General features: G+C 60.9%; 21 protein-coding genes. 9 read left to right on the forward strand and 12 right to left on the reverse strand.

Translation table 11 applies throughout. The annotated features are described in order from the left end of the window. Positions 1-43: 43 nt before the first annotated feature. The 3 genes from ATY79_RS11675 to ATY79_RS11685 form a co-directional block, all read right to left on the reverse strand. Entirely contained in the window at positions 44-517 is a 474-nt protein-coding gene (locus ATY79_RS11675; protein WP_088691302.1) for a VOC family protein, read from the reverse strand. Between the two features lie 70 nt (positions 518-587). Next, the gene (locus ATY79_RS11680) at positions 588-1,997 is read right to left on the reverse strand and encodes a DUF1254 domain-containing protein (protein ID WP_088691301.1); all 1,410 of its coding nucleotides are present in this window, start codon (positions 1,995-1,997) and stop codon (positions 588-590) included. 354 nt (positions 1,998-2,351) lie between these two features. Further along, positions 2,352-3,974 carry an ABC-F family ATP-binding cassette domain-containing protein gene (locus ATY79_RS11685; RefSeq protein WP_088691500.1) on the reverse strand — a complete coding sequence of 541 codons (1,623 nt, stop codon included), beginning with the start codon at positions 3,972-3,974 and terminating at the stop codon, positions 2,352-2,354. 280 nt (positions 3,975-4,254) lie between these two features. Here ATY79_RS11685 and ATY79_RS11690 point away from each other — a divergent pair, with 280 nt between their 5' ends. Next, the gene (locus tag ATY79_RS11690) at positions 4,255-4,890 is read left to right on the forward strand and encodes a TerC family protein (RefSeq protein WP_088691300.1); all 636 of its coding nucleotides are present in this window, start codon (positions 4,255-4,257) and stop codon (positions 4,888-4,890) included. A gap of 23 nt (positions 4,891-4,913) precedes the next feature. Here ATY79_RS11690 and ATY79_RS11695 read toward each other — a convergent pair whose 3' ends face one another. Beyond that, complete coding sequence (locus ATY79_RS11695; RefSeq protein ID WP_088691299.1) at positions 4,914-5,525, reverse strand: DUF922 domain-containing protein; 612 nt, start codon at positions 5,523-5,525, stop codon at positions 4,914-4,916. A gap of 255 nt (positions 5,526-5,780) precedes the next feature. Between ATY79_RS11695 and ATY79_RS11700 the strand changes: the two genes are divergently transcribed. Together ATY79_RS11700 and ATY79_RS11705 are read left to right on the forward strand one after the other, a co-directional pair. Further along, complete coding sequence (locus ATY79_RS11700) at positions 5,781-6,701, forward strand: sulfite exporter TauE/SafE family protein (RefSeq protein WP_088691298.1); 921 nt, start codon at positions 5,781-5,783, stop codon at positions 6,699-6,701. Beyond that, positions 6,701-7,507: a TIGR02186 family protein gene (locus ATY79_RS11705; protein ID WP_088691297.1), complete on the forward strand. Its 807-nt coding sequence runs from the start codon at positions 6,701-6,703 to the stop codon at positions 7,505-7,507. The genes ATY79_RS11700 and ATY79_RS11705 overlap by 1 nt, the downstream gene beginning before the upstream one ends. On the opposite strand, the gene ATY79_RS11710 is transcribed toward ATY79_RS11705, so the two are convergent. Continuing rightward, entirely contained in the window at positions 7,508-8,014 is a 507-nt protein-coding gene (locus ATY79_RS11710) for a helix-turn-helix domain-containing protein (protein ID WP_088691296.1), read from the reverse strand. It abuts the gene before it with no gap. A gap of 95 nt (positions 8,015-8,109) precedes the next feature. Here ATY79_RS11710 and ATY79_RS11715 point away from each other — a divergent pair, with 95 nt between their 5' ends. Then, on the forward strand, positions 8,110-8,673 hold the full coding sequence (locus tag ATY79_RS11715; RefSeq protein ID WP_088691295.1) for a dihydrofolate reductase family protein: 564 nt from the start codon (positions 8,110-8,112) through the stop codon (positions 8,671-8,673). Positions 8,674-8,716: 43 nt separating this feature from the next. On the opposite strand, the gene ATY79_RS11720 is transcribed toward ATY79_RS11715, so the two are convergent. Then, positions 8,717-9,784 (reverse strand): cyclic nucleotide-gated ion channel, encoded by a 1,068-nt coding sequence (locus tag ATY79_RS11720; protein ID WP_088691294.1) that lies wholly within the window; start codon positions 9,782-9,784, stop codon positions 8,717-8,719. Between the two features lie 175 nt (positions 9,785-9,959). Between ATY79_RS11720 and ATY79_RS11725 the strand changes: the two genes are divergently transcribed. From ATY79_RS11725 to ATY79_RS11735, 3 genes are all read left to right on the forward strand, one after another. Beyond that, positions 9,960-10,424, forward strand: coding sequence for a GNAT family N-acetyltransferase (locus ATY79_RS11725; protein ID WP_088703977.1), 465 nt, complete (start codon positions 9,960-9,962; stop codon positions 10,422-10,424). A gap of 106 nt (positions 10,425-10,530) precedes the next feature. After that, complete coding sequence (locus ATY79_RS11730; protein ID WP_088691292.1) at positions 10,531-11,112, forward strand: transglycosylase SLT domain-containing protein; 582 nt, start codon at positions 10,531-10,533, stop codon at positions 11,110-11,112. Between the two features lie 148 nt (positions 11,113-11,260). After that, positions 11,261-11,491 carry a hypothetical protein gene (locus tag ATY79_RS11735; RefSeq protein WP_088691291.1) on the forward strand — a complete coding sequence of 77 codons (231 nt, stop codon included), beginning with the start codon at positions 11,261-11,263 and terminating at the stop codon, positions 11,489-11,491. Between the two features lie 29 nt (positions 11,492-11,520). Here ATY79_RS11735 and pdeM read toward each other — a convergent pair whose 3' ends face one another. From pdeM to ATY79_RS11755, 4 genes are all read right to left on the reverse strand, one after another. Next, positions 11,521-12,246, reverse strand: coding sequence for a ligase-associated DNA damage response endonuclease PdeM (gene pdeM / locus ATY79_RS11740; protein WP_088691290.1), 726 nt, complete (start codon positions 12,244-12,246; stop codon positions 11,521-11,523). 118 nt (positions 12,247-12,364) lie between these two features. After that, positions 12,365-14,875 (reverse strand): ligase-associated DNA damage response DEXH box helicase, encoded by a 2,511-nt coding sequence (locus tag ATY79_RS11745; protein WP_088691289.1) that lies wholly within the window; start codon positions 14,873-14,875, stop codon positions 12,365-12,367. Between the two features lie 51 nt (positions 14,876-14,926). Beyond that, the gene (locus ATY79_RS11750) at positions 14,927-16,177 is read right to left on the reverse strand and encodes an FAD-dependent oxidoreductase (RefSeq protein ID WP_088691288.1); all 1,251 of its coding nucleotides are present in this window, start codon (positions 16,175-16,177) and stop codon (positions 14,927-14,929) included. A gap of 63 nt (positions 16,178-16,240) precedes the next feature. Further along, positions 16,241-16,996 (reverse strand): ABC transporter substrate-binding protein, encoded by a 756-nt coding sequence (locus tag ATY79_RS11755; protein ID WP_088691287.1) that lies wholly within the window; start codon positions 16,994-16,996, stop codon positions 16,241-16,243. Positions 16,997-17,169: 173 nt separating this feature from the next. Here ATY79_RS11755 and ATY79_RS11760 point away from each other — a divergent pair, with 173 nt between their 5' ends. Both ATY79_RS11760 and ATY79_RS11765 read left to right on the forward strand, forming a co-directional pair. Continuing rightward, positions 17,170-17,670: an Rrf2 family transcriptional regulator gene (locus tag ATY79_RS11760; protein ID WP_088691286.1), complete on the forward strand. Its 501-nt coding sequence runs from the start codon at positions 17,170-17,172 to the stop codon at positions 17,668-17,670. A gap of 25 nt (positions 17,671-17,695) precedes the next feature. Next, positions 17,696-18,157, forward strand: coding sequence for a carboxymuconolactone decarboxylase family protein (locus ATY79_RS11765; protein ID WP_088691285.1), 462 nt, complete (start codon positions 17,696-17,698; stop codon positions 18,155-18,157). A 44-nt stretch (positions 18,158-18,201) separates the two neighbouring features. Here the strand turns inward: ATY79_RS11765 and ATY79_RS11770 are convergent, their stop codons facing one another. Then, entirely contained in the window at positions 18,202-18,837 is a 636-nt protein-coding gene (locus tag ATY79_RS11770) for a YitT family protein (RefSeq protein ID WP_088691284.1), read from the reverse strand. A 210-nt stretch (positions 18,838-19,047) separates the two neighbouring features. Continuing rightward, a complete protein-coding gene (locus ATY79_RS11775; RefSeq protein ID WP_088691499.1) occupies positions 19,048-19,980 on the reverse strand; it encodes a methyltransferase domain-containing protein in 933 nt (310 codons plus the stop codon). Positions 19,981-20,077: the final 97 nt, after the last annotated feature.

A 20,077-nucleotide genomic window follows, 5' to 3' on the forward strand; every position in this document is an offset into this window, starting at 1 on the left:
AGATCTCGCAGCTGCCAGAGGTCTGCGCGAATTATACTATGGACTAGCCGCGCCGCGCCGCTTCGATCGCCGCGACGTCGATCTTCCTCATGGTCATCATCGCATCGAAGGCGCGCTTTGCCTCGTCACCGCCGATCGCCAGCGCTTCGGTCAGCACCCGTGGGGTGATCTGCCAGGACAGGCCCCATCTGTCCTTGCACCAGCCGCACTCGCTTTCCTGGCCGCCGTTGCCGACGATTGCGTTCCAATAGCGGTCGGTTTCCTCCTGGTTGTCGGTGGCGATCTGAAACGAGAAGGCTTCGTTGTGCTTGAACACAGGCCCTCCGTTCAGGCCGATACAGGGAATGCCGGCAACGGTGAACTCGACCACCAGCACATCTCCCTGCTTGCCGTCGGGATAATCTCCGGGCGCACGGATGACGGCACCCACCGCGCTGTCGGGAAAAGTTTCGGCGTAGAACCGGGCTGCAGCCTCGGCGTCCTTGTCGTACCACAGGCAGATCGTGTTCTTGGCCATTGCGCGAGTCCTTTCGCTCTTCGCTTGCTATTCCCTTCCTTGACATAAGAGGCAAGCCACCTTTCTCCACCTAGCGCGTGGTGATTTTGACCACATCGGGTAGAATCCATTTCTTGTCGAAGAACTCCTTCGTCGGACCATAGGCGCGGAACATCAGTTCGAACGACCGCTTCGGATCGGTCGGCACCCAGTTGGCGTCCTTGCCCTTCGGGGCCTTGGGACCAAAGTAGAGATCGACAGAACCATCGCTGTTCTTCACTAGATCGGGAATCTGCGATGAGCGGCTTGCACGCGCGACATTCTTGATCAGCGCGTGCGTCTGCCGGTCATAGGCCGTCACCGACCAATACTGCTGAACGGGAACATCGGCGGGTATATTCAGGTGATAGGTCCCGCTGCCGTCGAAGGCGTCGCCGTTCTTGTCGCGGATCGAGATCGAATAGAATTGGCCGGCCCCCAGCCTCTTGATGCCGATATAGGCGTAGCTGTAAGCGACGCCGCGATGGTCGACCGGATAGGCGTCCGGCGCATCGAAGTTGGATTGCGCGGCGGTGATAAGATCCGGATAGGCCGGGAAAGTCCATCGGCTCTTTTCGGTAAAGAATGGCGGCAGGCCGGCATCGTATTTTGCCTCCAGCAGCGTCTCGGCCTCCTTGATGCCCTTGGTCAGCAAGGATTTCGTGTGCTGATCCGGCTCAAATGGTTTGCCCTTCTCGATTCCGAGGGACTTCAGCTGGTCGATCATCACGCGGTCGCGGGCGATCCAGGGTTCTTCCTGGATGACACGATTCAGATTGTCGAAAAAGCTCTCGTCCCATCTGATCGTGGAGTCGAACACGGTATCCTTGACGTCGGAGAAGACGGTCTCCGACGGATTGCCTGCGGTCGACAGGGGATAGACCCTAAGCTTCCTTCCGTAGTCGATGGAGGCCTGGACATCGGCATCGTCATGGCTTGCGAGGTTCGAACGAAACAGCATGTAGCCGCCGTAGACTTCGGACTGCAGTGGAATGAACCCGTCCGGCAGCTTTTCCTTGTAGCCTGGAGGCAGGACGACGAACTTGCCGCCCTTGCCCTTGTCGTATCCAAGCAGGCCGGCATCCTCGAGCGGCAACTGCCATGCGGTAACGATGTTGCCGTTGAAGGAGGCCTTTTCCCCGGCCGGTGGCAGATCGAGAACGACAGGGCCATCCTTCGTGCTGAAGAAAACCATGAAGTACAGGGCGTCGGGATTGGGCGTCAGCGTCTGGTTTCTCCAATCCAGCGGACGCCCCCAGTAGATGACCTGTCCGACCTTCCCTGGTGTCTTGGCAAGCATTTCCTGCCGCATCAGATCGTAGTTGACTGCCGGTATTCCCCATACGACGGCCTGGACCGCCTTGCGCTCTATTTCCTGGTCAAATGTCTGCCGCATCGCCTTGTCCGCAGAAAGCGCGGGGCCCGCGAGCAGCAATGTGCACAGTAAAGCGATGAACCTCATGATGGCATTCCTCCGATCCTGATGCGCTTTGGGGAGTGAATGCCTGAGAAACGCAAATCGGAAGTACGTTACGGTAAATCGGCCCGCAAAAGGCGGCGGCCATCCCCGCCTGCTGCCGCGGCCGCGCATGCCGGGCAAGCTGGCGACGGCACAGCGCGATTCCGGCTATCACCTCTATTCCCGCCTTACGCGCCAACGAGGACCGGCGCCAGATCATTCACGGCGGAATACCGTGATCTGGAGCGCCGCTTGGCCGAGGCGGCGAGGGATAGCCGGGCCGACCTCAAAGGACGGCATCCCGGCGAGGCATCTGCTTTGTATCGAACGCACAGGCCGGCGGTCGCGACGTTCTTCTCAGCCCTGCAGGCCGGGTGCCTCGTAACCGGTGCGCTCGACGTATTCCGTATAGCCACCGCCATACTGATGGATGCCGTCAGGGGTCAGCTCCAGCACGCGGTTGGAGAGCGCCGCGAGGAAATGCCGGTCGTGCGAGACGAACAGCATCGTGCCCTCATATTGCGACAGCGCCTTGATCAGCATTTCCTTGGTATCGAGATCCAGATGGTTGGTCGGCTCGTCGAGGACGAGCAAGTTCGGCGGATCGAAGAGCATCTTGGCCATGACCAGCCGCGCTTTTTCGCCACCCGACAACACGCGGCACTTCTTTTCGACGTCGTCGCCGGAGAAGCCGAAGCATCCGGCAAGTGCGCGCAGCGGGGCCTGCCCCGCCTGCGGGAAGGAATCTTCCAGCCATTCCAGCACCGTCCGCTCGCCGTCGAGCAGATCCATCGCATGCTGCGCAAAATAGCCCATCTTGACGCTGGCGCCGAGAGCGACGCTGCCCTGATCCGGTTCGGTGGAGCCAGCCACCAGCTTCAGCAGGGTCGACTTGCCGGCGCCGTTGATGCCCATGATGCACCAGCGTTCCTTGCGGCGGACCATGAAGTCCAGACCTTCGTAGATGGTCCGGCTGCCGTACTTCTTGTGAACATTCTTGAGGTTGATCACGTCTTCGCCGGAGCGTGGTGCCGGCAGGAAGTCGAAGGCGACGGTTTGGCGGCGCTTCGGCGGCTCGACCCGGTCGATTTTCTCAAGTTTTTTCACGCGGCTCTGCACCTGCGAGGCGTGCGAGGCGCGCGCCTTGAAGCGCTCGATGAACTTGATTTCCTTGGCAAGCATCGCCTGCTGGCGCTCGAACTGCGCCTGCTGCTGCTTCTCGTTCTGCGCCCGCTGCTGCTCGTAGAACCCGTAATCGCCGGAGTAGCTGTTCAGCGAGCCGGCGTCGATCTCGATGATCTTGCCGACGATGCGGTTCATGAACTCGCGGTCGTGCGAGGTCATCAGCAACGCGCCGTCGTAGGTCTTCAGGAAATCTTCCAGCCAGATCAGGCTCTCGAGGTCCAAGTGGTTGCTCGGTTCGTCGAGCAGCATGACATCAGGGCGCATCAGCAGAATGCGCGCGAGTGCCACGCGCATCTTCCAGCCGCCCGACAGCGCACCGACATCGCCATCCATCATTTCCTGCGTGAAGCTCAGGCCGGCCAAAACTTCGCGCGCACGGCCCTCGAGCGCATAGCCGTCTAGCTCCTCGTAGCGCGCCTGGACTTCGCCGTAGCGCTCGATGATCCGGTCCATCTTGTCGAGCTTGTCGGGGTCGATCATTTCCGCTTCGAGCTCACGCAGCTCCGCTGCGACGACGCTGACGGGGCCGGCGCCTTCCATGACCTCGGCCACGGCGCTGCGGCCCTCCATCTCGCCGACATCCTGATTGAAATAGCCGATCGTCACACCCTTTTCGGCGGCGACTTGGCCTTCGTCGGGCTGCTCCTGCCCCGTGATCATGCGAAAGAGCGTCGTCTTGCCGGCGCCGTTCGGGCCGACGAGACCAATCTTCTCGCCTTTGTTGAGGGCTGCGGAGGCCTCGATAAAGAGGATCCGGTGGCTGTTTTGCTTGCTGATATTCTCGATGCGAATCATGTCTGCGTGGAGTCCGAAAGCGTTGCTATGCCCCTCGACCATGCGGGCCGGGGCGTTTTGCGGCTCTCGCTAGCACGTTCGCCGCGTCATGGCCAATCCCGGCCCGTGCAAAGAAGCTTAAGTCAGGAAAATGAAGGGCGTTTGTCGGCTGGACGGAACTGCAACGGCCGGCAGAACTTTTCCACAATGCGCCCACGCCACTTGATCAGCCGATCAGCGATCATTTATGCGTTGTCAGCACGCCGGGGGGCGTTTTGCATATGTCAGGGATTGTCACATCATGGAAATCTTCACTTCGGCCGGCTTGCTGGCACTTCTGCAGGTCGTTCTCATCGACCTCGTGCTCGCCGGCGACAACGCCGTAGTCATCGGCCTTGCCGCGGCCGGGCTGCCGGCCGACCAGCGCAAGAAGGCGATTCTCGTCGGTATTCTTGCTGCCACCGTGCTGCGCATCGCGCTTGCCAGCGTCACCGTCCAGCTTCTCGAGATCATCGGCCTGCTGCTGGCCGGTGGTATTCTCCTGCTCTGGGTCTGCTGGAAGATGTGGCGCGATCTGCGCAACGGCAGCAGCGGCGAAGCAGATGGTGCCGAGGGCGGCGCGGCGGCACCGAAGAAGACCTTCTTCCAGGCAGCCAGCCAGATCGTCATCGCCGACGTGTCGATGTCGCTCGACAACGTGCTTGCCGTCGCAGGGGCCGCCCGCGAGCACCCGACGATCCTTGTCATCGGCCTGATCCTGTCGATCGCCATGATGGGGATCGCGGCGAACTTCATCGCACGCCTGCTCAACCGCTACCACTGGATCGCTTATCTTGGTCTGGCCATCATCATCTATGTGGCGCTGAACATGATCTATCGCGGCACCCTGGAAGTCTGGCCGCACCTGGCTCCGGTCGCTGCTGCCGCCTTGGGCTAATCCGGCCTAGGTTCGAACGGCCCTCAGGGGCCGTTCACCAGCTGCAGGACGAGACGGCGGATATTGCCACCCTCGCTCATCTCCAGCTTGTCGAAATCGCGCCCCTGCTGTCGCTGTCGCGCGGAAAGTTCGCCAAGCCGCTTCGTGAGTTCGACCCGGATCTTGCTACAGTCAGGGTCATCGTCGGCGGAAAAACCGATGCTCATCGCCTCGATGTCCCTGACCATTTCCTTGATATAGTCGCCGTGCACCCGCTCATGCGTTTCAATTCCGGCAATGAAAGTCGCCCAGCTTGCCTGCGTGGCCGTGGGAAGCTTTGTGGCGGGCTTCGGCAGTGTATAGGTGATAATCAGCTTCGGCCGCGCCACGGCAAGTACGCAGGCGTTTCCCCGGCGCTCGTATTTTCTGGTCCAAGTCAGCTTAAACGTCGTATGCGCCACCGCGCGACCGCCGCCAAGCTCGGGACCGTGCTCGCCGATGGAATCGTAGAGCGCCGCACCGGAACTGCCGGTCACCGCATATGTCTGCACCTGTTCAACCGGTTGCCATTCCGCCCTTGCTGCGATCGGCTGCAAGACCGAAGCAGCCAACAACCAACGAACCAATCCTGCCTTCACGCGAATCCCCCGGATCATGCCGTGTCGACCCTAGTTGGCAGGTGCGTCACGTTCAACTGCAACGGATCAAGCATAACGATGGATCGGGCTCACCTCTCTAAAGGTCTGTCATAAAACCCAAAAAAAGCCTGAATATTCGAGAGTGATCACACTATCGAGCGGATTACGTCGCGTATCGAAATCCTCTGGCAACGATTTCACCGTATGATGCGCCATTCGAACGGGATGTAGGAACGCCTGCCTGCGGGGGCAGTTCATAGATCGGGGTCTGCTGTGACAATCTATCTGCCTATCGCAGAATTGTCGGTGAACATCTTCATCATTCTCGGCATGGGGGCAGCCGTCGGCTTTCTCTCCGGAATGTTCGGTGTCGGCGGCGGCTTCCTGATCACGCCGCTGCTGATCTTCTACAACATCCCACCGGTCGTCGCCGTCGCCACCGGCGCCAACCAGGTTGTCGCCTCCTCCATATCGGGTGCCATCACGCATTTCCGGCGCGGAACGCTCGACGTGAAACTCGGAACCGTGCTGCTCATCGGCGGTCTGACCGGCGCGACGGTCGGCATCTGGATCTTCTCGCTGCTCAGGCAAATCGGCCAGCTCGATCTTATCATCTCGCTGCTATACGTCATCTTTCTCGGCATGGTTGGCGGGCTCATGCTGCTCGAAAGCATCAATGCCATGCGCCGAGCGGCGAAGAACGTGCCGCCGACACCACGACGCCCCGGCCATCATCATTGGGTGCACAAGCTACCGCTCAAGATGCGGTTCAAGAAGTCGAAGATCTTCCTGAGCGTGATCCCTGTCGTTGCCCTTGGCTTCGGCATCGGCATCCTGACGTCGGTCATGGGCGTCGGCGGCGGCTTCATCATGGTGCCGGCGATGATCTATCTCCTGCGCATCCCGACGAACGTGGTTGTTGGTACATCGCTGTTCCAGATCATCTTCGTGACCGCCTATACAACGGTCGTACAAGCCGCCACCAACTTCTCGGTCGATATCGTGCTCGCGTTCATCCTGATGATTGCCGGCGTGGTCGGCGCACAATATGGCGTGCGTGTGGGACAGAAGCTGCGCGGCGAGCAACTGCGTGCGCTGCTCGGGCTTCTCGTACTCGCCGTTGGCCTTCGCCTTGCCATTGCGCTCGTCGTAACGCCGGCGGATGTCTATTCCGTGGTCATGGGAGCTAATTGATGCGCCGCTTCCTCGCCGCTCTGCTGTTCTGCGCCACGATGCTACCTGGTATCGCGACCGCGCAGATGCTGCTCCCGGGCCAGGCTACACAAGCGACCGCCGAAGGGCTTGAGATCGGTACATCCACCAGCGAAATCGCCATCACCTCGGATTTCCGCGGCGCGGATCTGACGATCTTTGGAGCCGTGACCAACACCGACAGCCTGCTTTTGGCGATCGGCCAGTATGATGTGGTCGTTGTTCTTGAGGGGCCACGGGAAAATGCGACAGTGCGCCGGAAGGAGCGCGTGTTCGGCATTTGGGTCAATACGCGCTCGATGACCTTCGAGGCTGTGCCACACTCCTATTCGATGTCGAGTTCGCGCATGCTGGATGATATCACCACGCCGCTCGACCTGACGGATATGGGGATCGGAATCGACCATATTCCGCTGACACCGGTCGGCTTCGTCGGCAATGCCAGCAATCTCGGCGAGTTTCGGCAGGCCTTTCGCCGGCTGCAGGAAAACGGGGGGCTCTACGATCGCGACCCGAGCGGTGTGCGTTTCGTCAGTTCCAGCCTCTTCAAGGCAAGTCTGCGACTACCGGCAAACATTCCGAACGGGGTGCACACCGTACGCGCCTATCTCTTCAAGAGTGGTAGCTTCGTCACTGAGAAGTCGGTTCCGCTGCGCGTTATCAAGACCGGGATCGAGCAAATGATTACCGACGCGGCGCACGCGCAGCCGATCGCCTACGGCCTGCTCTCTGTCTTCCTGGCGCTGATCACCGGCTGGGGCGCCAGCGTGGTGTTCCGCAAGGATTAGTCAGGCCGATTTCACCTTGCGGGCCACGACATCGAGATAGGCTTCGGTCAGGCGTGCGAGCACGGACGGCGTTCCAGCGGCCAGCTTCTTGCCTAGATGCTTGGCGCGCAACTCGTCCATGAAAGCGTCCCAGAGCTCTGCACCTCCGGTCTCCAGAAGCTCGGCCCGGATGGAAAGCTCCTCGGAAACTGGGAGATGTCGTCTGCCCCAGGCCCCCATATGCGCGAAGATCGGCACCAGCTGGATCGCCATTTCGGTCAGACTGTAGATTGCCTTCTGCTTATGGCTTGGATCGTCCTCACGGGTCAGCAATCCTCTGTCGACCAAGCGACGCAAGCGATCGGCCAGAATGTTCGAGGCAATCCTCTCCTCCGAATTCTGCAGCAGTTCGCGGAAATGGCGTCGATTGCCGAACATGATGTCGCGGATGACAATCAGGCTCCAGCGATCGCCGAGAACCTCGAGCGTCAGATTGATCGGGCAGCCGGAGCGGTGAGCGTCGTCCATTAGCACCTTCCAAGAAACTGCTTGCATTTTGCCACCGGTCGATCTAGCTTTCAACCAGTTGCTAATTGCAATCAGTTTCGAGAGAGGACGAAGGGATGAGAAAGCTTATCGTTTGGAATCTGATGACGCTTGACGGCTATTTCGAAGGCACGAAGCCTTGGGATATCGATTTTCACACTCTTGTCTGGGGTCCCGAACTGCAACAGTACTCCGAGCGTCTTGGCGAAGAGGGCGACCTGCTCATCTTCGGCCGCAAGACATATGAGGGTATGGCCGCCTATTGGCCGACGGCCACGGACGAGGAAGGCGAGAAGATCAAGACCTATATGAACGGCATTGCCAAGATAGCCGTCTCGAGGTCGATGACGACAGCCGACTGGAACAATACCCGCGTCGTGAGTGAACCCGTCTCGGAACTCAAGAAGCTGAAGGCCGAAACCGGCAAGTCGATCTTCATTTTCGGCAGCGCCGAACTGGCGGATTCACTCCTGAAGGAAGGACTGGTGGATGAAATCCGCATCTGCCTTGTGCCTATCATCCTCGGCGGCGGCAATCCGCATTTCAAACCGGCCAAGCAGCGGCTTCCACTGAAGCTACTCGACAGCGCGACGACCGCGGCCGGCGCAGTTATCCTGCGCTATGAGCCGGCCACGGCGTAACGCCGCCGGCTGCGGCAAGCCGCAGCCATCCCCCAGGCTTGAATCAATCCTTCGGCATCCCGCCCCGTCGCTCCAGCGCCGTCTTGCGGATGGTCTCCGCGATCTCCGGACTACTGCTCGACAGCATCTGGAAGTCCACCGCGTAGAGCGACAGCAGCGACACCTCCGTTGCTGCGCTGACCGTCGCTGAGCGCGGTTCGCCACTGATGAGCGCCATCTCGCCGAAAAAGCTTCCGGCACCGAGTTCCACCGGACGGTCGGGTGTCGCCACGCTGACCCGCCCCTCAACGATGAAAAACATCTGATCGCCAACATCGCCCTTGCGACAGATCACAGCACCGGCGGGGACAATGCGCGGTCGCAACGCCCGAACGATCTCGATCAGTGCCGCGGAGCCAAGCTTCTGGAACAGGGGTACGGCGGCGACCAATTGCCAGTTGCGAACGAAGTCCTGGCGGCGAACCTCTTCGTAGAAGCCGGTGGCGAGGATGCCGGCCCAAAGCGCAAAAATGCCGATCCCGCTCATCATCACCAATCCGGCAAGAACTCGACCTGCGAGGCTCTGCGGGATCTCGTCGCCATAGCCGGTCGTCGACAGCGTCACGACCGCCCACCACATCGCCTGCGGGATGCTGCCGAACTTATCCGGCTGGACATCTCGCTCGATGACGTAACCGGCCAGCGCGGCGCCAAAGAGAACGATACCGAACACCGACGTCACACCAAGCAGATTGCGCGATTCGTTCGCGACCACCTTTGCCAGCAGCCTGAAGAAGGTCGAATCCCGCAATGGCTTGAGAAGCCAAATGGCGCAAAAGAGGTTTCGATCACGGGACCCGACGAACAAGAATGCAGCAGCTGGAACCAGAACCGCGAGCAAATCAATCAAAAGGGCCAGCATCCCGTCCGACAGGCGGTGTCGCCGTGAAAGCAATGTGCCGCTCAATTGAAGGACATAGGCCAGCCAAATTGCCGCAAGTAGCAGCTCAAAGGCGAGCCTCTCCTGTTCAGCAAGGCCCTGCGTCGTCAACGCGGCAACGACCAAGAGACCGATTGCAGCGAGCAGCGCATTGAGCGGCGTCGAAATTTTCGAGAAAGGCACTGCCGACATCACATACTCCCAACCGCTCAGGCATTAGTCGACAATAGATGCCTTCGGGCCACACGCAAGGGACACAGGGACTGCGCTGTGTCCTCCGTACCAAGCAATTTGGCAACCTGAATCGCGTTACAGCATTTCCCAAAGAGTGTAGATCATCCAGCCAGCGAAACGGATGCTTGCGACCATGCTAACCTTGCGACGCTATGTGCCGGCAGACTGCGATAATGCGGCGGAGATTTTCCTCCGCGCGATCCGCGAGGTTGCATCCCGGGACTACACGCCGGCGCAGATCGAAGCCTGGGCTAGGGTAGACGACCGACAGGTCTGGACGGAGCGCCGGGCAAGCCGGCCAACCTGGATTGCCGAAGTGCAGGATTTGCCGATTGGCTTTGCCGACCTGGAGCCCGACGGGCATCTGGACATGATGTTCGTTCACCCCGACCATCAAGGGATCGGTGCGGCGAGTACGCTGCTGCAAAGGATAGAGGCAGAAGCTCAGAAACTCGGCCTCAAACGCATCTCTACCGAAGCAAGCCTGACGGCCAGGCCCTTCTTCGAACGGCGAGGTTTCGTCGTGTTGGCACGACAAAGCGTCGAGAAGCGCGGACAGACGCTGGCCAATTTCCGGATGGAAAAGCTGCTCTCATAAATGGACTGGCCCCTGTCGCCATTTGCTGCGGCAACTCGCATCGACTAAAAACCGCTCGTTAATATTTACGAGTTAGTAATCTCTCGGAAACGAGAGGTTCCTTGTAATGCGTATCCGTGCCCTCCCCGTTCTCGTGCTTCTGGCACTTGTTGCCGGCTGCGCGACGGCTCCCAAACAGACCCGAAACATCTGCGCCGTTTTCGACCAGCGCGACGGGCTTTTCACGAGCTGGCAGCACGCGGCGGAAAAGACCGAGCGCAAATATGGGGTTCCGGTTCCGATCCTGATGGCGACTATGTACACCGAGTCCGGCTTCCAGCCTTATGCGCGACCGCCGCGCACCAAGCTGTTCGGCTTTATTCCCTGGACGCGCCCATCCACCGCCTACGGCTATTCGCAGGCGCTCGACGGCACCTGGGATCACTATCAATCCGCCACCGGCAGCTGGGCGGCGCGCCGCACCAACTTCGCCGATGCGATCGACTTCATCGGCTGGTACCATTCACAAAACAGCCAGTTGACGGGCATCCCGCTGAACGATGCCTACAACCTCTACCTCGCCTACTATTCCGGCCCGAAAGGCTATATGCGCGGCGACTGGCGCTCGAATGCGCAATTGCAGAAGACGGCGCAGCGGTTCAACAACATGGCAGTGACCTATCAGCGGCAGCTGCAGGAATGCAACTAAACTCTTCGGAGCGAACTGAAACCTAGTAAAAGTCGTATGTAACAGCCCAGTACGAGAAAAATTGGGTTGATCGGCACATAGCGACAGTATTGTTTGACACTATAAGACTTATCGTGGGATTCCTTCTGACATAGAATCAGGAGAATAGATGGCCGAGCGCTACTTATACGACTACAGCTCGCACCAAGCCGTCATGTATGAGGTTGGCGACTATCTCTATGCGCTTTCTGGCAGCAAGGCGGAGCACTGGATCTCCGGCGACTATATCTTCAGCCTGAAGACCCAGGCGATTTCGTTCTGGATCCTGGGAAACGATGTGTACGGCCATCTCGGCCGCGGCGAGCTGACGCGCCAGCCTCTCTACTATTTCGGTGACTGAGGTGAAGACGGCCGGCAGCCTATGGGTGTTTAGCCCACGAGGTTGCAAAATCTGACGGAGTAGATCCGATCACGCCCGAGGAGATGGGCAATCAGCGCGGTGTGATCGAACAGACCTCTCATCGCCTTGTGGCGAAGGTCGAGGCCGCCGGTCATGACGCCGAATGCAGGCATCAGCAAGCGGGCGCCGTCGGTGGCAAAGCACGGGCGGCGGACCGATTTTTCGCGGCGCCGCACGGTTGCGGCTGGATGCAGGTGTCCCGCGATCTCGCCTTTCTGCAGGCCGCCTTTCGGCTCGTGGCGGAAGGTCAGGCCGCCATAATGCATTTCATCGGCAGATGTGCCCGGCAGGTCGACTGTGCCATCCGGATCGTGGTTGCCGTTGATCCAGATCCATTCGCGACCGCGCGCCATTTCGGCAATCAGGCTGCGGAATGCCTCGGGCAGATGCGCCGAGCCGACGCGGTCGTGGAAACTATCGCCGAGCGACACCACCAGCTTCGGGTCGTAGCGGGTGATGACGGCCGAAAGCACGGTCAGTGTTGCCAGCGTGTCGTAGGGCGGCAACATCATGCCGCGGCGGGCGAACGCCGCGCCCTTCTCGAGATGCAAATCGGAAACGACGAGAATGCCGGCATCGGGCATGTAGAGCGCGCCGAGCGGATCGCAAACAGCGGCGACGCCATGCACGGAGGTCTCGACGCCCGGTAGCGCGGCCAGTCCGTTCAGTTCACGCGCGAGCGCCAAGCGGTTCATCACGTCTCGTATCTTTCCAGTGTGCGGGCGGCGTGTTGCCGTCGGTTCCTTTTGTTCGATTGCCCGAGGATCCAAACGCAAACCCAGTGTCACGCCGGCTTTCGCCGTTAAATCGTCTTCACGCCATCGCTTCCGCAATCAAGTCATCTGCGGCTTCCGCCAGCACCGCATCGTGGGCCTCGCCATGCACCGGCTCCTTGCCGATCTCCAGCATGACCGGCACCGCCAGCGGCGAGATGTGGTCGAGCGCACGATGCGTGATGTGGCCCTTGATTCGCCTGAGCATATCGCCAAGCCGGGAGATATCCAAAAGCCCGGTTGCCGCATCCTGCCGCGTCGCTTGCAGGAGGATGTGATCCGGCTCGTGGGTTCTGAGCACATCATAGATCAGATCGGCCGAGACCGTGACCTGTCGCCCGGTTTTTTCCTTGCCCGGGTGACGGCGCTCGATCAAGCCTGCAATCACGGCGCAGTTGCGGAAGGTGCGCTTCAAAAGGAAGGATTCCGCGAGCCAGCTTTCGAGATCGTCGCCCAGCATGTCCTCGTCGAAGAGATCAGCGAGGCTGAGCCGGCCGTTGCGGATCATCAGCCCCATGTCTTCGAAGCCCCAGATACCGAGCGAATAGTCCGTCGCGACGAAGCCGAGGGGCTTGGCGCCGGCCCGCTCGAGCCGCCGCGTCAACAGCATGCCGAGCGTCTGGTGCGCCAGCCGCCCCTCGAAGGGATAAATGACCATGTAGCAGCGGCTGCCGCGTGGGAAGGTTTCGATCAGCAGTTCGTCGCGCTTCGGCAGCATCGACTTTTCCTGCTGGATCGCCAGCCAGTCGCGCACCTGCTCCGGCAGGCGGCGCCAGCGATCGGGATCGGCGATCATCGAGCGCACCTGGTCCGCCAGATAGGTGGAAAGAGGAAACTTGCCGCCGGCATAGGATGGGATCTTCGGATCCATCGAGAAGGCCTGCGAGGCGAGCGCCTCGTTCTCGCGGATGCCCTCGAAGCGGAGCACCTTGCCGGCGAAGATGAAGGTGTCACCGGGTGAGAGCTGCTCGAGGAAATATTCCTCGACCTTGCCCAGCGTCGCGCCACCGCGACCGATCCGGCCGCCTTCGCCGCGTTTGACCATGCGCAGATTGAGCATCGGACTCTCGACGATGGTGCCGAGATTCAGCCGGTATTGCTGCGCGACCTGCGGATTGGAAACACGCCAACGTCCCTCCTTGGTCTTGCGGATCCGGGCGTAGCGCTCATAGGTACGCAACGCGTAGCCGCCCGTTGCGACGAAATCGACGACGCGCTCGTAGGTCTCCCAGGAGAGATCGGCGTATGGCGAGGCGCTTGATATCTCGTCGTAGAGTTCCAGCATGTCGAAGGGTTCGGCGCAGGCCATGCCGAGCACATGCTGCGCCAGCGCATCGAGCGCGCCCTTCCCGACCGGCGGCGTATCCTGCGCGCCGATATAGTTCGCGTCGAGTGCTGCCTGACATTCCATCACCTCGAAGCGATTGGCGGGCACGAGGATCGCCTTCGAGGGCTCGTCCATGCGGTGGTTGGCGCGGCCGATGCGCTGGGCAAGCCGCGAGGCGCCCTTCGGCGCGCCGACATGGACGACGAGATCGACATCGCCCCAATCGATGCCGAGGTCGAGCGTAGAGGTAGCAACGACAGCGCGCAGACGGTTTGCCGCCATCGCGACCTCCACCTTGCGTCGCTGCCCGACATCGAGCGAGCCGTGATGCAGCGCGATCGGCAGGTTCTCCTCGTTGACAGTCCAGAGTTCCTGAAACAGCATCTCGGCCTGCGACCGGGTGTTGACGAAGAGCAGCGTCGTGCGGTGGTCGAGAAGTTGCTTGTAGACGTCGGGGATCGCGTATTTCGCCGAATGGCCCGACCAGGGGATGTGCTCCTCGGTCGACAGGATCGAAATGTCAGGCTTGGCGCCGCCTTCGACGATGACCAATCCGGCGTGGTGATCCTCGCCTTCCCGCTGCGCGACCAGCCATTTCTGCAGGTCCATCGGGTCGGAGACGGTGGCCGAAAGGCCGATCGTCTGCAAGGCGGGCGCCAGCCGGCGCAGGCGGGCAAGGCCGAGCGAGAGCATGTGGCCGCGCTTCGAGGTAACGAGCGAATGCAATTCGTCGAAGACGATGTATTTGAGATCCTTGAAGAAGCGCTCCGCCTCGCGATTTGCGAGCAGCAGGGCCACCTGCTCCGGGGTGGTCAGCAGAATATCGGGCGGATTCAGCTTCTGGCGCTGGCGTTTGGCAACAGGTGTGTCACCGGTGCGGTTCTCGACCGTCACCGGCAAACCCATTTCTTCCACCGGTTTCATCAGGTTCCGCTCGATATCGACGGCAAGCGCCTTCAGTGGCGAGATGTAGAGCGTATGAATGCCTGTGAAGGCGGAGCCCGGCGGAATCCTGCCGCGGCGGGTCAGATCGGTCAGCGACGGCAGGAAGCCGGCGAGCGTCTTGCCGGCGCCGGTCGGCGCGATCAGCAGTGTGCTTTCGCCCGCCTCGGCGCGGGCCAACAATTCCAGCTGATGGGCGCGCGGGCGCCATCCCTTGTCCGCGAACCAGCGGGTGAAAGGCGGAGGCAGGACAACGCGGGCTTCGGAATCGATCTGGTCCACGGCGCTAAAGGTAGTGCACCGGGAACCGAAATAGAATGGCGGGCCCGCGAACTAGAGAAAGCGATGCGGATGGAAGGGCTTGGGATCGGCGAAAGTGTCGTTGCCTGCCATCTGCTCGGCCAGCAGCCGGCCACATGCCGGGCCAAGCGTCAGGCCGTGATGGGCGTGGCCGAAATTGAACCAAAGGCCGCGATGGCGCGGCGCCGGGCCGATCACCGGGCGCATGTCAGGCAGACAGGGACGCAGACCCAGCCAGGGCGTCGCCTCTACCGGCTCGCCGAGCGGAAACAGCGCGCGGGCATGTTTCTCATCGCGGCGGAGTTGGATGGTATTCGGCGGCGCATCGGGCGCGGCGAATTCGATGCCCGTCGTCAGCCGGATGCCGCGCGCCATCGGCGCCAGCACGTAGCCGGCTTCCTCGTCGACCACGGAATGATCGAGCGGCTGGCCCTCCCGCTGCGCATAATGCCGGTGGTAGCCGCGCTTGACCGCCAGCGGCAAGGAATAGCCGAGCTTGCGGAAGATCAGACCGGATTGCGGTCCGAGGGCGACGACAACCTCGCCTGCTTCGATGATCTCGCCATCGGCGGTGGCAATCGACCAGCCACTCTTCTCCTCGCGCAGAGCGGATGCGTCGGCGCGAACAATCTTGCCGCCAGCAGTCGTGAAGAGGTTTGCATAGGCCGCCGTCAGCGCCTGTGGGTCGGTCACGGTCTTCGGGTCGAGCCAGTGGACGCCGCCGGCGATGCGGCCGCTCGCGGAGAAAGCGGGTTCCAGCGCCAGAAACTCGCGGGCGTCGAGAATGCGGATAGCCAGACCATGAGCGGAGAGGCTTTCGGCCTCCGCACGCGCGGCCTCGAAACGCCGCGGGTTCCTGTAGAACGACACCCAGCCGCGTGCACGGATGAGGTCCGATGCGCCGGCCCGGCCAATCAGCTTGTCGTGCTCGGTGACGCTGGCTTCGATCAACGGCAGCAACGCCCGCGTCGCCTTCTCCAGATTGGTCGGCGAGGAATGCCACCAGTAGCGCGCCAGCCATGCGGCGATGCGCGGAAGGTAGGTCGGATCGTAACGGACATCCGACGAGCCGTTCAGCGCATACTTGGCAATGGCGCCGAGCTGCCGCGGGAAGGCGTAGGGGACGACGGAGGAACGCTCGATCAGCCCGGCATTACCGTAGCTGGTGCCACCACCCGGCTCGCCGCGATCGGCAAGCACGACGGAGCGGCCGCGATCCTGCAAATGAATGGCCGCGCCGACGCCGACAATGCCGGCACCAAGAACGAGAATATCTGTTTTCATCGGATGGACTTGGTCAAAGGGCGCGGAGGCTTTCGGCCTCCGCGCGATTGGATCGACGAGCGATCAATAGATGTCGAAGGGGAAGTACTTCTTGGTGATCTGCTGATACTTCCCATTGGCGACGAGCGCGTCGATCGCCTTGTTGAAGCGCTCCTTCAGCTCGGTTTCGCCCTGGCGGATGCCGATGCCAGCCTGCGTTTCCGTGCCAGGGACATCGCCGAGCAGCTTGCAGCAATCCTTGCCTGCCTTGTTCAGCCAGTCGACCACCACGAACTTGTCGGAGATCAGCGCGTCCATACGGCCGTTCTGGAGGTCGGCCACGGCTTCGTCCTGCGTCGGATACATCTTCGCTTCAGCGCCACCCTTGGCGTAGACGTCGTTGGCATAGTCGGCCTGCGTGGTCGAAGCCTGCGCGCCGACGACCTTGCCCTTCATGTCGTCGACCGTGACGCCCTTGAGCGGACTATCCTTCGGCACGGCGATCGCAAGCGGCGTCGTGTAGTACTTGTTCGTGAAGTCGATCTGCTTCTTGCGCTCGTCGGTAATGCTCATCGACGCGATGATGGCATCATACTTCTTGGCCAGAAGCCCCGGGATGATGCCGTCCCAATCTTGCGCGACGATCGTGCACTTGGCCTTCATCTCCTCACAGAGCGCATTGGCCATGTCGACGTCGAGGCCCTTCAGGCTGCCGTCGGATTCGACGTAGTTGAAGGGAGGATAGGCACCCTCGGTTGCGATGCGGATCGTGTCCTCGGCGGAGGCGAGGTGCGTCGCCGCAAGCAAGGCAGCGGCCGCCAGGAAAATGGTCTTTCTCATTGCTGTTCCCTTATTGGAATTGTTTTTGCCCAACAGAGACAACTTTAGCGAATCCTTGCCGCTTCACAACCCCGCACCCACAAAACAGGCCTCCATTTGATCCTTCACATATAGCCGCTTGACACACCCAAAAATCATGGATATTTTTTATCCATGAATTGAGGAGATGTCCGATGAAACTGGGTGATGGTGTCGAGCAGGCGATACACAGCGTTGCGATGCTGGCCGGCCTGTCAGACGGTGGCGTGCTTTCAGCCGCCGCACTGGCCGAATTCCACGGCGTCTCGACCAGCTATCTTCTGAAGCATCTGCAGGCACTCTCCGGCGCCGGCATCGTGAACACGGTTCCGGGACCGAGGGGCGGGTATCGGCTGGCGAAGCTGACGGAAGAGATCAGCCTCCTCGACATCGTCATTGCGGTCGAAGGGCCGGAGCCGGCGTTCCGTTGCAGTGAGATCCGCCAGCGCGGACCGAACCAGCTGCCGGGACGCTATTTCACGAAACCATGCCAGATCAGCGCGGCAATGTTGAAGGCCGAGCGCGCCTACCGCGCCGAACTTGCCAAGACCAGCATCGCCGACATCCTGGCGCAGCTTGCTGCTGATGATGACGGCGGGATCGCCGCCCGCGGCTGCGCCTTCCTTGAAATGAATGAACGCAGAACGGCTCGCTGAGCCCGAAACCAAAGGAGAATGAATCATGCAAGCACGTTTCAACTTCGCTAAGGCATCGCCGGACGCGTACAAGGCTGTCGCCGCACTGGAGCAGTATGTTCAGGGATCTGGCCTCGAGCGCCGCTTCATCCACCTGATCAAGCTGCGCGCCTCGCAGATCAATGGCTGCGCCTATTGCGTCGACATGCATGTCAAGGAAGCCCGGCACGACGGGCTTAGCGAACAGTGGATCAACCTGATGTGCGTCTGGCGGGAATCCCCGGTCTACGACGCCAGGGAACGCGCCCTGCTCGGCTGGGTCGATGCCGTCACCCGCATCGCCGAAACCGGCGCGCCGGACGCCGATTTCGAAGCCCTGAAGGCCCACTTCACCGAAGAAGAGATCACCAAAATCACGGTCGCCATCGGCACGATCAATATCTGGAACCGGCTCGCCGTCGGCTTCCGCTCGCAGCACCCGATCGACAAGCCTGCGCAGGCTGCGTGACAATCGCAGCCCCTCTCCCCGTGGTACGGGGAGAGGGAGTGTATTTACAGCGCGATATAGCGATCGGCGCGGTGGTTGATAGCCACGAAGAGGTTGAGCACCACCGCGCCGAGCACGGAATAGAAGACCACCGGCGGTGTGGCGACGAAGAAGGCGGCGGCCAGCACGCAGAGGTCAATCGCCATCTGCACGAGGCCGGCACGGATGCCGAAGCGCTCCTGCATGTAGATGCCGAGAATGCCGACTCCGCCGAGGCTGGCACGGTGGCGATAGAGCGCCAGAAGGCCGAAGCCCAGCAACAGCCCGCCGAGAAGCGCCGCCCAGGCCGGATGGATGGCGGAAATGTCCATGACCTTCGGCTGCAGGCTGGTCATCAGAGATGTCAGGCCGATGGCGATGAAGGTCTTGATCGTGAAGGCCACGCCAAGCCGCGTCCATGAGAGATAAAAGAACGGCAGGTTGAGCAGGAAGAAGGCGAGGCCGAAGTTTACTCCGAAGGCGTAATGCAGCAGGAACGCTATACCGGCGGTGCTGCCGGTCAGCAGACCGGCGCTGGCCAGAACATAAAGCCCGAGCGCCGCAACGAGGCTGCCAGAGAAAATCCCCTGAACGTCTTCGATCGGGGTATGGCGGCTGGCGCTGGTATTCCAGAAGCCGAGGGCGTTGAAAAGTTGTGCCATTGTTTTTGATCCCCAAACGGCAGACATGTTCAAATGCGCCCGAGCAAGACCCGAGCGTGACGAAACGTGCTTGATGAATGATGTCGGACGCCTCAAACTCCTGAGGACATTCCTAGTGAATTAGCCAGCATTATCAGTGGTTTTTGCAGTGCAATCAAGCGAAATACGTAAGTAATGCTGACCTATTATCACTTCGCAAGAATCGTTCCGCTATGCCGCCTTGCGCGTAAGGAACAGAATGCCTGAAATGATGTTTGCGCCATCTTTGCGAATGGCCGTCTTGCTGACGGCGACGACCCCAAAGCCAAGGTGGGCGCAGAGCGCGCGGACGTAGCTTTCGGAATGGGTGTAGCGCAATGACTGCGCGAGGTGGAAACCATCCCCCTCGCCCGCGTCCTCGACGGAAAAAGCGAAATCGGCACCCGGCAAAGCAAGTGCTGAAACAGCCTCGAACACACTCTCGAGATTGCCGAGATACATCAAAACGTCAGCGGCGGTGACGAGGGCGGCACGATGCATCGTGCCCTCGGCAAAGAGGCCCGTCGCCTCAGGAGGCAGCGACAGGTCGGCTTGTGCCAGATGATCGTAGACGTGCTTCTCGGCGGCCTTGGCAAGCATGTTCTGAGATAGGTCAAACCCCTCGAGGCGCGCAACGCGTTCACGGATTTCCGGCCCCAGCAGGCCGGTGCCGCAACCAAGGTCCACGGCCAGCGCATAGCTCCTGCCGGTCGTCGCAACGAGTGCCGCAAGCTTGGCTGGTACGCTGTAATCCAGTTTCTCAATCAGCGACGTCTCGAAGCGATCGGCATAGTCGTCGAAGAGGCGTTCGACGTAGCAGCTTGGTGGCTGGTTCGGCGTCTCGACATCGCCGAGCAGAGCTAGCTTAAGCTCGGCGCCGAAAATATCGACCGGGCTTGCTTCTAAGGTCTGCCTGTAGGCCTCGATCGCGCCCACCTTGTTGCCTGCCTTCTCGCGGTAGCCCCCCAGCCGATACCAGCCGGCCGCCCAGCGCGGCACCAGCTCCAGCGCCTGTTCCATGAGTTCGGCGGCCGCATCCGGCTCGCCGCTTTCGTCGAGCATCTTGGCATAGTCGGCACGGCGGTCGGCGATGACATCGCCTGAAGTGAACTGGTTGGGCTGCATGGTGAAGACCTGTTGGATCGACCCGCATTTGGCTGCGGCCACAAAAAAACTCAAGTCCTATTTCAGAGGCGGGAACGCCAGACCTGAAAAAGGCTTG

Origin of the sequence: Rhizobium sp. R693, assembly GCF_002211315.1 — a bacterium.
In the GTDB taxonomy this organism is placed as follows: domain Bacteria; phylum Pseudomonadota; class Alphaproteobacteria; order Rhizobiales; family Rhizobiaceae; genus Rhizobium.